Annotated in this window: 20 protein-coding genes; 8 read left to right on the forward strand and 12 right to left on the reverse strand. The window is 66.7% G+C overall.

All coding sequences use genetic code 11. From position 1 onward, the window contains the following. Positions 1-30 precede the first annotated feature (30 nt). A complete protein-coding gene (locus tag QZ546_RS07200; RefSeq protein WP_294235907.1) occupies positions 31-234 on the forward strand; it encodes a hypothetical protein in 204 nt (67 codons plus the stop codon). Continuing rightward, positions 235-1068: a metallophosphoesterase gene (locus tag QZ546_RS07205; RefSeq protein ID WP_294235908.1), complete on the forward strand. Its 834-nt coding sequence runs from the start codon at positions 235-237 to the stop codon at positions 1066-1068. Between the two features lie 4 nt (positions 1069-1072). On the opposite strand, the gene QZ546_RS07210 is transcribed toward QZ546_RS07205, so the two are convergent. From QZ546_RS07210 to QZ546_RS07225, 4 genes are all read right to left on the reverse strand, one after another. Beyond that, on the reverse strand, positions 1073-1534 hold the full coding sequence (locus QZ546_RS07210; RefSeq protein ID WP_294235909.1) for a GNAT family N-acetyltransferase: 462 nt from the start codon (positions 1532-1534) through the stop codon (positions 1073-1075). 99 nt (positions 1535-1633) lie between these two features. Continuing rightward, complete coding sequence (locus QZ546_RS07215) at positions 1634-2002, reverse strand: hypothetical protein (RefSeq protein WP_294235910.1); 369 nt, start codon at positions 2000-2002, stop codon at positions 1634-1636. A gap of 112 nt (positions 2003-2114) precedes the next feature. After that, positions 2115-2729 carry a 30S ribosomal protein S4 gene (gene rpsD, locus QZ546_RS07220; RefSeq protein WP_294235911.1) on the reverse strand — a complete coding sequence of 205 codons (615 nt, stop codon included), beginning with the start codon at positions 2727-2729 and terminating at the stop codon, positions 2115-2117. A gap of 158 nt (positions 2730-2887) precedes the next feature. Continuing rightward, the gene (locus tag QZ546_RS07225; protein ID WP_294235912.1) at positions 2888-3112 is read right to left on the reverse strand and encodes a hypothetical protein; all 225 of its coding nucleotides are present in this window, start codon (positions 3110-3112) and stop codon (positions 2888-2890) included. A gap of 104 nt (positions 3113-3216) precedes the next feature. Between QZ546_RS07225 and QZ546_RS07230 the strand changes: the two genes are divergently transcribed. Next, the gene (locus QZ546_RS07230; RefSeq protein WP_294235913.1) at positions 3217-3525 is read left to right on the forward strand and encodes a chorismate mutase; all 309 of its coding nucleotides are present in this window, start codon (positions 3217-3219) and stop codon (positions 3523-3525) included. Between the two features lie 126 nt (positions 3526-3651). On the opposite strand, the gene QZ546_RS07235 is transcribed toward QZ546_RS07230, so the two are convergent. From QZ546_RS07235 to rpiB, 6 genes are all read right to left on the reverse strand, one after another. Further along, positions 3652-4383 carry an RNA methyltransferase gene (locus QZ546_RS07235; protein WP_367113520.1) on the reverse strand — a complete coding sequence of 244 codons (732 nt, stop codon included), beginning with the start codon at positions 4381-4383 and terminating at the stop codon, positions 3652-3654. 3 nt (positions 4384-4386) lie between these two features. Then, on the reverse strand, positions 4387-4707 hold the full coding sequence (locus QZ546_RS17665) for a GIY-YIG nuclease family protein (protein ID WP_367113521.1): 321 nt from the start codon (positions 4705-4707) through the stop codon (positions 4387-4389). 171 nt (positions 4708-4878) lie between these two features. Further along, on the reverse strand, positions 4879-5346 hold the full coding sequence (gene nrdR, locus QZ546_RS07240; RefSeq protein ID WP_261271062.1) for a transcriptional regulator NrdR: 468 nt from the start codon (positions 5344-5346) through the stop codon (positions 4879-4881). Continuing rightward, positions 5347-5538: a hypothetical protein gene (locus QZ546_RS07245; protein ID WP_294235914.1), complete on the reverse strand. Its 192-nt coding sequence runs from the start codon at positions 5536-5538 to the stop codon at positions 5347-5349. Between the two features lie 12 nt (positions 5539-5550). Then, on the reverse strand, positions 5551-6849 hold the full coding sequence (gene glyA / locus QZ546_RS07250; RefSeq protein WP_294235915.1) for a serine hydroxymethyltransferase: 1299 nt from the start codon (positions 6847-6849) through the stop codon (positions 5551-5553). A 17-nt stretch (positions 6850-6866) separates the two neighbouring features. Beyond that, a complete protein-coding gene (gene rpiB / locus QZ546_RS07255; protein WP_294235916.1) occupies positions 6867-7310 on the reverse strand; it encodes a ribose 5-phosphate isomerase B in 444 nt (147 codons plus the stop codon). Between the two features lie 116 nt (positions 7311-7426). On the opposite strand from rpiB, the gene QZ546_RS07260 reads away from it, so the two are divergent. Together QZ546_RS07260 and QZ546_RS07265 are read left to right on the forward strand one after the other, a co-directional pair. Beyond that, positions 7427-7867 (forward strand): hypothetical protein, encoded by a 441-nt coding sequence (locus QZ546_RS07260; protein ID WP_294235917.1) that lies wholly within the window; start codon positions 7427-7429, stop codon positions 7865-7867. Between the two features lie 44 nt (positions 7868-7911). Then, positions 7912-8460 (forward strand): Uma2 family endonuclease, encoded by a 549-nt coding sequence (locus QZ546_RS07265; protein ID WP_294235918.1) that lies wholly within the window; start codon positions 7912-7914, stop codon positions 8458-8460. A gap of 174 nt (positions 8461-8634) precedes the next feature. Here the strand turns inward: QZ546_RS07265 and hemA are convergent, their stop codons facing one another. Together hemA and murI are read right to left on the reverse strand one after the other, a co-directional pair. Beyond that, positions 8635-9876 carry a 5-aminolevulinate synthase gene (gene hemA / locus QZ546_RS07270; RefSeq protein ID WP_294235919.1) on the reverse strand — a complete coding sequence of 414 codons (1242 nt, stop codon included), beginning with the start codon at positions 9874-9876 and terminating at the stop codon, positions 8635-8637. Between the two features lie 192 nt (positions 9877-10068). Then, complete coding sequence (gene murI, locus QZ546_RS07275) at positions 10069-10866, reverse strand: glutamate racemase (RefSeq protein ID WP_294235920.1); 798 nt, start codon at positions 10864-10866, stop codon at positions 10069-10071. A gap of 102 nt (positions 10867-10968) precedes the next feature. Between murI and plsY the strand changes: the two genes are divergently transcribed. The 3 genes from plsY to QZ546_RS07290 are packed head-to-tail and all read left to right on the forward strand — an operon-like array spanning position 10969 to position 13164. Continuing rightward, on the forward strand, positions 10969-11574 hold the full coding sequence (gene plsY, locus QZ546_RS07280) for a glycerol-3-phosphate 1-O-acyltransferase PlsY (RefSeq protein ID WP_294235921.1): 606 nt from the start codon (positions 10969-10971) through the stop codon (positions 11572-11574). Continuing rightward, positions 11567-12646, forward strand: coding sequence for a DNA-processing protein DprA (gene dprA, locus QZ546_RS07285; RefSeq protein WP_294235922.1), 1080 nt, complete (start codon positions 11567-11569; stop codon positions 12644-12646). Before plsY ends, dprA begins: the two co-directional genes overlap by 8 nt. Then, a complete protein-coding gene (locus QZ546_RS07290) occupies positions 12643-13164 on the forward strand; it encodes a GNAT family N-acetyltransferase (RefSeq protein ID WP_294235923.1) in 522 nt (173 codons plus the stop codon). Before dprA ends, QZ546_RS07290 begins: the two co-directional genes overlap by 4 nt. The last annotated feature ends 32 nt before the right edge of the window (positions 13165-13196 follow it).

Consider the following 13196-nt stretch of genomic DNA (forward strand, 5'->3'; position numbering starts at 1 on the left):
GACGATTTCCCCTTATATTTGGGGGATGTTGTGCCCGGCGCGATGGCTGGGGGCAAGCTTGCCAAATCCTGCAAGGCGCTTCAGCCTGCGATCATGAAAACGCTGTCACCCTTCGCCGTTCTGGTGATCTTCGGCTGTATCGGCCTGCTGACCCACAAATTCGGCCTATGGTTTCCGCTTGGCCTCGCCGCCGCGGTGATCGTCGCGATCGTGCGGAACAAGCGGACAGGATAGATGCGGGTGACTGCCGTTCGGATCGGGGCCGTCCTGCTGCTGGCCGCACTGGCGGTACTCGGCTGGAGCTATCGAACCGCGGTGGCCGATCCGGTCGTCCGCCAGGCCACGGTCAGCCTCCTGCCGCCGGGGACGCCGGGCGCGCCGATTCACCTGCTACTGCTGTCCGACATCCATGTCGCGGGGCCCGACATGCCGCCGACGCGGCTGGCGCGCATCGTCCGGCAGGCCAACGCCCTGACTCCCGACATGGTGCTGATCGCAGGCGATTTCGTCAGCGACAAGGCGCTGTCGACCCGGACATTTTCACTGGCCGAGTCGATTGCACCGCTGACCCGATTGCGCAGCCGGTTCGGCACCTTTGCGGTCCTCGGCAATCACGATCACTGGCGCGATCCGGCCGCCGCTCGCGTCGCACTGCGCACCGCCGGCATCCATGTGCTAGACAATAGCACCCGCCGCGTCGGGCCGTTGACGATCGGGGGGCTGGACGATGCCTTCACGGGTCATGACGATCTGGATGCAACCTTGCGCGCCATGGCCGCGACCGGCGGGGTGCCGATCCTGCTCAGCCACAGCCCCGATCCCTTCCCTCGCCTTCCGGCCTCGGTCGGACTGATGCTGGCGGGCCATACCCATTGCGGCCAGATTCGCCTGCCGCTGATCGGCGCGGTGTCGACCATGTCGCATTATGGAGACCGTTATGTATGCGGCATCGTGGTCGAAAACGGCAAGACGCTGATCGTCGGCGCGGGCCTGGGTACCAGCGTCCTGCCGTTGCGGCTCGGCGCGGTGCCCGACATGTGGCTCATCACGCTACGTCCGCGATCATGATCCCTTATCCCAGCCGCAGCCCGAGAAACGCGGTTCCGGGCAGCGGATTATGCGATACCGGCTCTGCCGGGACGAAGCCGAACCGCGCATAGAGCGCCCGTGCCCAGGTGAACTCGGCCAGCACATCCAGGCGGATTTCGGCATAGCGCTGCGCGCGGGCCTCGACGATCAAGGCCTCGACCAGCCTCTGGCCCAGCCGCCCGCCTCGCGCACGCGGCCGGACATAGAGCCGCTTCATCTCGGCGATCGTCGCGCTGACCCGGCGAAAGGCGATACAGCCGTTGATCGCCCCATCCCTGTCCGCCAGCAGCACGCAGCCGCCGGGCCGGGCATATTTACCGGGCAAGGTCGCGAACTCCGCCTCATTGCCCTGATAGTCCAGGCTGACACTGGGACTGGCAACGAACTCCCGCCAGATGTCGAGCAAGGCGGTCGCATCGTCGGGGAAGCGAGCGGGTCGTATCATGGTCATGGCCGCCATGGGTCGGCGGAAATCGCGGCCGCAATAGGCCGAACACGGGATCGTTTGTGACCAAACCGAAACGAACGAATCCTGCTCGCCGTCTTACTCGCCCATGGAGTAGACCGCTTCGAACTTGCCGTCCTTCAACGCGCCGATCACCCAGATGGCGGGTTTGCCGTTCGCGAAGGTCACGGTATATTTCTCGTACCGCTGGCCATCGGCATCCTCCGCCTTGTCGAAGGCGATCGTCCGGATCTCCCCCGCCGCCTTCAGCGTGGGGGCCAGTTGCGGCAGTTGCTGGCGACAGGCGTTGAGCAGCGCCTCGCCCATCAGCGCCTCGGTACAGCTGCCCTGCGCCGCGGCGGTCAGCATCGTACGAAGCGGGGTCGAATACTGCCCCTGCTCTACCGCCTGCGCCGTGGCGGCCGTCGCGAACAGCAGCGCACCGATCGTGACGACAGTTCGACGCATGGCAATCCTCCCCCTTGAAGGCCGCGACTATGATCCCCCGACGGGCGCCGGGCAAACAAAAAGGGCGGCCCCGAAGGACCGCCCTTTCCGCAAAGTCGGTAAGACCCGAAACTTAGCGCGAATAGAATTCGACGACCAGGTTCGGTTCCATCTTCACCGGATAGGGCACCTCGTCCAGGGTCGGAACGCGGGTCAGCGCGACCTTGGTGTTGCCGTCGGCGGTGACATAGTCGGGCACTTCACGCTCGGCGAGCTGCTGCGCCTCGAGGACCAGCGCCATTTCGCTCGCCTTCGAACCCAGCGAGATCTCGTCGCCGACGAAGCAGCGACGCGACGCGATGTTGCACTTCACGCCGTTGACGCGGATGTGGCCGTGGCTGACCAGCTGGCGCGCGGCGAAGATCGTCGGCGCGAACTTGGCGCGGTACACGATCATGTCCAGACGCTGCTCGAGCAGGCCGATCAGGTTCTGCGAGGTGTCGCCCTTCATGCGGGCGGCTTCCTGGTAGCAGGCCTTGAACTGTTTCTCGGTCACGTCGCCGTAGTAGCCCTTCAGCTTCTGCTTGGCGCGCAGCTGCAGACCGAAGTCCGACATCTTGCCCTTGCGACGCTGGCCGTGCTGGCCGGGACCGTATTCACGCTTGTTGACCGGGCTCTTGGGGCGACCCCAGATGTTCTCGCCCATACGGCGATCGAGCTTGTACTTCGCGCTCTGACGCTTCGACATGTATAATCCTTGGCAATTACGAACGACGTTGGTCCCGGTATCGCACCATGCCAGTCTTTGTGGACAAGCGCAGGCCCACCGCTTCACCGGGATGCGGGGGCAATTGCGAAGCGGCGCGCCTAGCCGAGGGGCGCGCTCGAGTCAAGCGAGGCGGGCGATCACCGACCGTTGTTGGTGTTCATGCGTGTTGCCGAGTCCTCCACCGTGTTGCGGGCATTGGCGGCGATCTCGTCCCACTCGGCCTGGGTTTTGCAAACTCTCTTGGCTGCCAGACGCGAACCGGTGGTTTCCTGCGCACGACAAATCTTCTTTTCCTTCGCCGGAGGCGGCGTAGGTTCGGTCTGTTGGCCGGCAAGCGCCAGCAGAAGCAGCGTGGTCAGCATCGTTCTATCTCCCAATTGGAACGAGAGACGATGATATCCCGTATCGAACCCGATCGGCAACCCGCACTGGACAGCACGGGCGCCGCCCGGCAGAGCCTTTGCCCATGACCCAGATTCTCGCCGGACCCGATTGCACGACCATGGCGGAGGTTCGCGCGGGCGTCGACCAGCTCGACCGCGAACTGGTCGCCCTGCTCGCGCGGCGCTTCGCCTATATGGACGCCGCCGCCCGTATCAAGCCGACCCGCGACCGCGTGCGCGACGAGGATCGCAAGGCCCAGGTGATCGATCAGGCCCGCGCCGAGGCCCGGCGGCTGGGCGTGCCGGAGTCGGTTGTCGCAGACATCTGGGAAGTGTTGGTCGAGGGGTCGATTGCCTATGAACTGGCGACCTTCGACCGGACGCGGGGGTAAGACACCCCAACCCCGTTCAGCCTGAGCGAAGTCGAAGGCCAAGGGATGTCCTCCGCCAAACGGCCCCTGTAGCGGGGTTCGGAGCGTGGGCTTCGACTTCGCTCAGCCCGAACGGCGGTGGGAGAATTACCGCTGCCGGGGCCGTGCCAGGGTCGACAGCACGCCGCGCAGCGTCCGCACCTCCTGGCTCGACCAGCCGGGCTTGGTCAGCAGGGTGCGCAGCGTCCGCTTGGTCGCGGGCGTCCGATCGGGCGGGAAGAAATAGCCCGCGCCGTCGAGCATCTCCTCCAGCTGGCCGATCATGCCGTCCAGCTCGACCTGCGGCGCGACCTCGGGCAGTTCGACCTCGGGCGGCTGGGCCAGTTCGATGCCCTTGGACCATTCATAGGCGATCAGGATCACCGCCTGCGCCAGGTTCAGGCTGCCGAATTCGGGGTTGATCGGCACGGTGACGATCTTGCGCGCGATGGCGACGTCGTCGGTCTCCAGCCCCGAGCGCTCCGGCCCGAACAGGAAGGCCGCACGGCCCGCGGTGTCCGCATGGATTTCGCGCGCCGCCTCTTCCGGGGTCACGACCGGCTTGGTCACGCCCCGCTTGCGCACCGTGGTGGCATAGACCTGCGCACAATCGGCGACCGCGTCCGCCACGCTCTCATAGACCTTCGCCTGTTCCAGCACGCTGTCCGCACCCGACGCCGCCGGTCCCGCCTGCGGATTGGGCCAACCGTCGCGCGGGGTGACGAGCCGCATCTCGACCAGCCCGAAATTCAGCATGGCGCGCGCGGCCTTGCCGATATTCTCGCCCAGCTGCGGGCGGACCAGGACGATGACGGGGGGCTGGGATGAGGGCTGGGACAAAATTCAATCTTCCGTTCGCCCTGAGCGAAGTCGAAGGGCACGTTCCGCGCGCGGTATCGCGGCTTCTTTCAGGCGCGTCCAGTCCGATGCGATCAACGCGACCTTCTTGGTGCGGGACCAGCCTTTGATCTGCTGTTCGGCGGTCAGGGCTTCGTGGCGGGTGGGGAAGTCTTGAGACCAGACCAATTCTACCGGACGACGGGTCTGGGTGTAGCAGGGGATTTCACCGGTCTGGTGCTGGGCGATGCGGTGTTCGAGGTTTTCGGTGTGGCCGGTGTAGAAGCTGCCGTCCGAGCAGCGGAGGATGTAGCAGTAGAAGGCCATTCCCTGAGGCTATCGCTTTGAGGGTCTGGGGCAAGGGTTTCCCTTGGGCTTCGACTTCGCTCAGCCTGAACGGAGGTGGGGGATTGGCGCTAGGGCGCGATTTGGGTTTAGTAAAAACAGCCGTTCAGGCTGAGCGAAGTCGAAGCCCACGCCCCGCCCTCGCCCAAAACTTCATTCCCCCCGAGGCGCCACTTCCTCGACCGTCCCTGCAAAAGCCTCGAAATCCTTGGCCTCACCGAACTCGCGGTAAACACTGGCGAAGCGGATATAGGCCACCGAATCCAGCCCCTTCAGCCCTTCCATCACCATCTCACCGATCCGCTTGGACGAGACCTCGCCCTCGCCGCTGGTTTCCAGCTGGCGCTGGATGCCCGAGACGAGCTTTTCCACCCGCACCGGGTCGATCGGCCGCTTGCGCGTCGCAATGGCGATGGAGCGGAGCAGCTTCTCGCGCTCGAACGGTTCGCGCCGATCCTCGCTCTTCAGCACGAACAGCTCGCGCAGCTGGATGCGCTCGAACGTCGTGAAGCGCGCGCCGCAGCCTTCGCATTGGCGGCGGCGGCGGATGGCCGCCCCGTCTTCGGTGGGGCGGCTGTCCTTTACCTGACTGTCTTCATGGCCACAAAAGGGGCAGCGCATTCAGATCTTCTTCTTGGCCTTGAGATAGGCATAGCCGGCACCCGCCGCCGCGCCGAAGATCGGGCCGACGAACGGCACCGGGATCGCCACGACGGCGCCCAGCGCGCCCCATTTGGCCATGCTCTTGCCAAGGCCCGGGGTCGACTTGATGTCGCTCTGCACCTCGGAAAACTTCTCGTCGAACTTGGCCATGCGATTACGTCCTTATCCCTGATAGATCGGAAAGCGTGCGCAAAGCTCACGCACACGGGCACGAACGTTCGCCTCGACCTCCGGGTCCCCATGTTCGCCCTTGGCCTTCAGACCGTCGAGCACGTCGGCGACCATATGGCCGATCTGCTCGAACTCGGCCTTGCCGAAACCGCGCGTGGTCCCAGCGGGCGAGCCGACGCGGATGCCGCTGGTCTTCATCGGGGGCAGCGGATCGTTGGGGATGCCGTTCTTGTTGCAGGTGATGCCGGCGCGCTCCAGCGCCTCGTCGGCGTCGCGGCCGGTGATGCCCAGCGGGGTCAGGTCGACCAGCGCCAGATGCGTGTCGGTGCCGCCCGCGACCAGGTTCGCACCGCGCGCCTTCAGCGTCGCCGCCAGCGTGCGGGCATTCTCCACGACCGCCGCGATATAGGTCTTGAACTCGGGCTGCAGCGCTTCGCCGAACGCGACCGCCTTGGCGGCGATGACGTGCATCAGCGGACCGCCCTGAAGGCCGGGGAAGACCGCCGAGTTGATCTTCTTCGCAATGGCTTCGTCATTGGTCATGATCATGCCGCCGCGCGGACCGCGCAGCGTCTTGTGCGTGGTGGTGGTCACGACATGCGCATGGCCGAACGGGGTCGGATGCAAGCCGCCCGCGACGATGCCGGCGAAGTGCGCCATGTCGACCATGAAATACGCGCCGACCTCGTCCGCGATGGCGCGGAACTTCGCGAAGTCGATGACGCGCGGATAGGCCGAGCCGCCCGCGATGATGATCTTGGGCTGGCACTCGCGCGCGATGCGGGCGACCTCGTCATAGTCGATCAGGTGCGTCTCGGGGTCGACGCCATACTGGACCGCGTTGAACCACTTGCCCGACAGCGCGGCCTTGGCACCGTGCGTCAGGTGGCCACCCGCGTCGAGCGACAGGCCCATGATCGTGTCGCCCGGCTTGGCCAGCGCCAGCATCACCGCGCCGTTCGCCTGCGCACCCGAATGCGGCTGCACGTTGACGAAGTCGCAGCCGAAGATCTGCTTGGCGCGGTCGATCGCGAGCTGCTCGACCTCGTCCGACGGCGCGCAGCCCTGATAATAGCGCTTGCCCGGATAGCCCTCGGCGTACTTGTTGGTGAAGACCGAGCCTTGCGCTTCCATCACCGCCTTGGAGACGATGTTCTCGCTGGCGATCAGCTCGATCTGGGTCTGCTCGCGGTCCAGCTCGTGCGCGACGCCGGCGAAGACGGCGGGATCGGCATCGGCCAGGGTGCGGTTGAAGAAGCCGGCAGGCTGGACGTCGTTAAGCGTGCTCATGAGGGTATCCTTGGCGTTCAATTCTGGGCGGGCGCGGTGGACAGCATGTCGACACGGCGCTGATGACGTCCGCCCTCGAACGGGGTGGACAGGAAAGCGTGCAGGCAGGCCTTGGCCATTTCCTCGCCGATGACGCGCGCGCCCATGGCGATGGCGTTGGCGTCGTTATGCTGGCGGGCCAGCGTGGCCGAGAGCGGCTCGGACACCAGCGCGCAGCGGCAGGCGGGGTTGCGATTGGCAGCGATCGAGATGCCGATGCCGGAGCCACACAAGGCGACGCCGCGCTCGGCACGGCCATCGGCCAGCGCCTCGGCGACCGCATGGCCGAAATCGGGATAGTCGACGCTTGTCGTGCCATCAGTGCCCAGGTCCAGTACCTCATGCCCCTCGCTACGCAGCCAGTCCGCCAGCACGGTCTTCAGCGAGACGGCGGCATGATCGGATGCGATCGCGATGCGCATAAGACGGGCGCTCCTGACAGGGTCGAATGGAATGCCCGCGCCTTTACGCGCGCGCGCGGGCCATGGCTACCCCTTCGCGTGGGAACATGCGCCCGATCCGGTCGGTTTTGTGGATCATGACCCGTATCCTGATCCTGACCGCCCTTGTTTCCCTGGCCGCCTGCTCGCGCGAGACGCCGGAGGAGATGAAGAACGCCGCCGCGCCCGTCTCGAATGCCGCCAGCACGGCGGGGCCTGCGGGCGACGGGTCGACCTTCACCGGCATGCCCAAGACCAAGGCGCCCGATTATGTCGGCCGCTGGATCGGGGTCGAGGGCATGGTCCTGGACGTGAAGCACGCCGCGACGCCCGGCCGCTATCGCCTGTTCATGCAATGGGACCTGGATCACAAGGGCCAGTTCCGCGGCGAGCAGGTCGGCGACACCATCGTCTTCGAGCGCAATGGCGTACGCGAGACGCTGCGCCCGACGAACGGCGACGTGACGGGGCTGAAATATCTGGCGGGCAAGGCGCAGTGCCTGACGGTCAAGACCGGCGAGGGCTATTGCCGGAAATGAGGCGCGGCTAGGCTGGCGCCTGCCGCCATGTTAGGATCGCGAGCGTGAACCAACTGGCCCGCCTTTCCCCAGACACCCGCGCGCGCTTCACCAGCGCCGAGTTCCTGCACCTGGTCGAAAGCGGCGCGTTCGACGGCATGAAGGTCGAACTGATCGACGGGGAGCTGGCGCGGATGAACCCGCCAATGAACGGTCATTCCGCCGCGCAGGCCAATGTCGTTTTCTGTCTGGCCCAACAGATTGGACCTTCGTTGGTGCGAGCAGAAACGGGCCTTGTTCTCGACGACTCGACAGTCATCGCCTGCGATGCCGCCTTGCTGCATGAGCCGATCGCCGAGAATCGTTTCCTGACGCCCGACGATCTCCGGCTGGTCATCGAGATCGCGCAAACGACGCAAAGCCGCGGTCTGGGATTGAAGCGAATGCTTTACGCGCGGGCGGGGATTCCGACCTATTGGGTGATCGATGGTGTGCGTCGCGTCACCCACGTCTATGGCGATCCGGTCGAGGGCGAATATAGCAGCGTCCGCACGGTTCGGTTTGGCGAAGCCCTGGCGGTACCGGGCAGCGAGTCCGCGATCACGCTGGACTGAACGGCCCAAGTATGGGCCACCCCGGCTAAGGCCGGGGTCCAGCTGCCACCCAGAATGTGAAACGCAAGACGGACAACCGGACACCAAAACGACTGCCGTCGCGACTGGACCCCGGCCTTCGCCGGGGTGGGAATAAAAGGTGCAGGGATCGCCCGGGGAAATAGGGCTCGGCCCTTACGCCGCCATCTTCAGTTCCAGCCGCTCCCAGATCTCGACCAGCGCGGATACCAGTTCCGCCATCATCGCTTCGTCATGCGCGGGGCCGGGCGTGAAGCGCAGGCGTTCGGTGCCGCGCGGGACGGTCGGATAATTGATCGGCTGGACGTATACGCCATATTCGGCGAGCAGGATGTCGCTGATCTTCTTGGCCTTGACCGGGTCGCCGACCATCACCGGCACGATATGCGTCTCGCCCAGCATGACCGGCAGGCCCGCCTCGCACATCATCGCCTTCAGCTTGGCGGCGGCGGCCTGTTGCCCCTCGCGCTCGACCGAGCTTTGCTTCAGATGGCGCACGCTGGCCAGCACGCCCGCGACCAGCACCGGCGACAGCGAGGTGGTGAAGATGAACCCCGGCGCATAGGAGCGGATCACGTCGACGATCATCCGATCGGCCGCGATATAGCCGCCCATCACGCCGAACGCCTTGCCCAACGTCCCCTCGATCACGGTCAGCCGGTGGGCGACGCCGTCGCGCTCCGAAATCCCGCCGCCGCGCGCGCCGTACATGCCGACCGCATGGACCTCGTCCAGATAGGTCAGCGCATTATACTTGTCCGCCAGGTCGCAGATGGCGGCGATCGGCGCGACATCGCCCTCCATCGAATAGACGCTCTCGAACGCGATCAGCTTGGGCACGCCCGGGTCGGTCGCGGCCAGCAGTTCCTCCAGATGCGCCAGATCGTTGTGGCGGAAAACCTGCTTCTCGCAGCCCGAATTGCGGATGCCGGCGATCATCGAGGCATGGTTCAGCTCGTCGGAGAAGATCACGCAGCCGGGCAGGATCTTGGCCAGCGTCGCCAGCGTCGCCTCGTTGGAGACATAGCCGCTGGTGAACAGCAATGCCGCCTCCTTGCCGTGCAGGTCGGCGAGCTCGCCCTCCAGATCGACATGGTAATGGGTGTTGCCGCCGATATTGCGCGTGCCGCCCGAACCGGCGCCAACGTCATGGAGCGCTTCCTCCATCGCGGCGATGACCTTGGGGTGCTGGCCCATCGCCAGATAGTCGTTGGAGCACCAGACGGTGATCGGCTTCGGCCCGTTATGCCCGGCAAAGCACCGCGCATTGGGGAACATGCCCTTGTTGCGCAGGATGTCGATGAAGACGCGGTAACGTCCCTCGGCGTGCAGGCGGTCGATCGCCTGGGTGAAGACGCGGGAATAATCCACGCGCACGTCCGTGCCTTCGATGCTCATGGGATGCGAATGTAGGCCCAATGGCCAAAGGAATCGAGTGGGGATCGCCGGTTACTGTGATCGAACGCGGTGGACATATTGTCCCAAGGCCCTACCCGCCTCCGTTCAGCCTGAGCGCAGTCGAAGGCCAAGGGAAACGCCTCGCCGCACGCGAATCCCGTGCACTTCGACTTCGCTCAGTGCGAACGGAGGTCAGAGGGCCTCGATCCGCGCAAATCCCCGCGCTGCCAGCCCCGGCCGTAACGACTCTTCCCGCGCGCCGAGTCGTGTGAACACCGCCACCCCCTCGCCCGGCTGGTCCGGCCATGCCTGTCCGTCCGTCAGGTAAGCGATTCGCCGCGCGATTCCGGGGCCGCCATCGACGAACCGCACCGGCCGGGGCGACGCCGCCGCCAGCTCGGCCTCGACCAGTGGGAAATGGGTGCAGGCATTGACGATCACGTCGATATCCCCGCCGCCCTCCTGCCCGAACAGCCCGTCCAGCACCGCCGCAAACGCCTCGGGCGCCAGCACCTCGCCGCGCAGCTTCGCCTCGGCCAGTTCGACCAGTTCCGCCGAGCCATGCCGGATCACCCGGCAGTCCCCTGCGAACCGCGCCGCCAGATCGTCGACATAGGCCTGACGCACCGTCGCACGGGTGCCGAGCACGCCGATGGTGCGCGTCTCGCTCATCGCGGCGGCGGGCTTGATCGCGGGGACCGTGCCGACCACCGGCAGATCGAGCGCCGCGCGCACGGCGGGCAGCGCAATGGTCGAGGCGGTGTTGCACGCGATCACGATCAGGCGCGGGCGATAGCGCTCCGCCAGCCGCCCGAGCAGCGCGGGGACGCGCCCCGCAATCTCCGCCTCGCTCTTTTCGCCATAAGGAAAGCCCGCGCTATCCGCGACATAGACGAAGGGCGCGGTCGGCAGCGCGGCGCGTGCGGGCCCCGCGATCGACAGCCCGCCGACGCCGGAATCGAAGAACAGGATCGGACGCGTATCGCTCATGTCCGCCTCATAAGCGGTGGACACGGTCGAAACCAGAGCGCCGCCGATTGGACAGGCCACCGCGCATGTTCTATGTCTGTCCCGGAGCACAGGGGAAGACTATTGCCGACCGAAATCATCTGGGGGCCGCCGACCTGGGCCTTGCTGATCGGCTATCTGCTGGGGTCGATTCCCTTCGGCATCATCCTGACCCGCGCGACCGGCGCGGGCGATCTGCGCAAGATCGGCTCGGGCAATATCGGCGCGACCAACGTGTTGCGCACGGGCCGCAAGGGGCTGGCCGCCGCGACGCTGATCCTCGACATGCTGAAGGGCGTGGCCGCGGTACTGATCGTGCGCCACTGGCTGCCCGGTGAGGAAGCGCTGGCGGCGGCGGCGGCGTTCGTCGGCCATTGCTATCCGATCTGGCTGAAATTTCGCGGGGGCAAGGGCGTCGCCACGCTGATGGGGGTCGTCACCGCGCTCTACTGGCCGCTGGGCGTCGTCTATGCCGTGGTCTGGCTGGGCCTGCTCGCCACCATCCGCATCTCGGCGGTGGCGGGGATGACGGCGGCGGTCAGCGCGCCGCTGGCGGCGGCGGTGATGGGGCGATTCGACCTGGTCTTGCTGCTGATCGCGCTCGCGCTGATCGTCATCTGGAAGCACGGCTCGAACATCGAGCGGCTGCTGGCGGGCACCGAGCCGCGTATCGGCAAGAAGCGTGACTGACGCCCGGTTCGCGCAGCTCCGGCTGTTGCGGACGCATGGCATCGGACCCGTCACCTGGCGGCAATTGATGGCGCGCTTCGGCGAGGCGGAAGCGGCGCTCGACGCCCTGCCCCATCTCGCCCGGCGCGGCGGTGGCGAGGCGCCCAAGGCCGCCGATCCGGGCGCCATCGCCCGCGAGATCGAGACGGTCGCCCGGCTGGGCGCGCGGCACATCCTGCTGGGCGAAGGCGCGTATCCCGCGCTCCTCGCCGAACTCGACACCGCCCCGCCCGCGCTGATCGTGCGGGGGGACATCGGCCTGGCCCAACGGGGCGGGGTGGCGCTGGTCGGCGCGCGCAATGCCTCGGCCGCGTCGTGCCGCTTCGCGCGCGGGTTGGCGCAGGATCTGGCGGCGCAGAACGTCCCCGTCACCTCCGGCCTGGCGCGCGGGATCGACACGGCGGCGCATATCGGCGCGCTCGACGGCGGGACGATCGGCGTCATCGCCAGCGGCATCGACATCGCCTTCCCGCCGGAGAACGCCCGGTTGCAGGAGGAGGTTGCCACCCGCGGCCTGCTGATCGCCGAGCAGCCGCCGGGGACGCAACCGCTCGCCCGCCATTTCCCCTCGCGCAACCGGATCATCGCCGGGCTAGCGCAAGGGACCGTGGTGGTCGAGGCCGCACCCCGCTCCGGCTCGCTCATTACCGCAAGGCTGGCGGGCGAGGCGGGGCGCGAGGTCATGGCGGTCCCCGGCCACCCCGCCGACCCGCGCGCGCAAGGCTGCAACATGCTGATCCGCGAAGGTGCGACGCTGATCCAGTCGGCGGGCGACATCCTCGAACAGATCCGCCCCATCGACCCGCGCATGGTCCGCGCGCCCGACAGCGCTTACACGCCCCCGCCACCCGAGGAAGCGAGCGACGCGGACCGCCAACGGGTGAGCGACCTGCTCGGCCCGGTCGCGGTCACGGTCGACGAACTCATCCGCCAGAGCGGACGACCTCCGGCGATCGTCCAGACGATCCTGCTGGAGCTGGAACTGGCGGGACGGCTGGAGCGCCATGCGGGCGGCCGGGTGGCCCTGTCATGACGCAGCCGCCCATGATCCAGACCGAGCGCCTGACCTTACGTCCCTATGCGGTCACGGATTTCGACACCTATGCCGCGATGGTCGCCGACCCCGTCGTGGTTCGCCATGCCGGGGCCCCGATGACGGGCGAGGAAGCCTGGATGCGACTGCTGCGCTTCATCGGCTATTGGTCGGTATTCGGCCATGGCATGTTCGCGGTGCTGGACCGGGCGAGCGGCACCTATCTCGGCGAGACGGGCTTCATGGATTTCCGCCGCGAGGTTGCCCCGAGACTTTCGCCCTCTCCGCCGGAAGCGGCCTGGGTTTTCACCAGCGCCGCCCATGGCAAGGGCTATGCGTTCGAGGCGGCGACCGCCGCGCATCGCTGGATCGACGTGCATCATGCCTCGCCCGTGACCCAGTGCATCATCGCGCCCACCAATCTCGGGTCGATCAGGCTGGCGGAGCGGCTGGGCTATGTGCTGCACGACCAGCCGACCTATCGGGGGGAGGCGTTGCGTTTTGTTCGCGAGCGTTGAACGTGGCCTTCGACTTCGCTCAGGCTGAACGG

The organism is uncultured Sphingomonas sp. (assembly GCF_913062585.1).
Lineage (GTDB): Bacteria > Pseudomonadota > Alphaproteobacteria > Sphingomonadales > Sphingomonadaceae > Sphingomonas.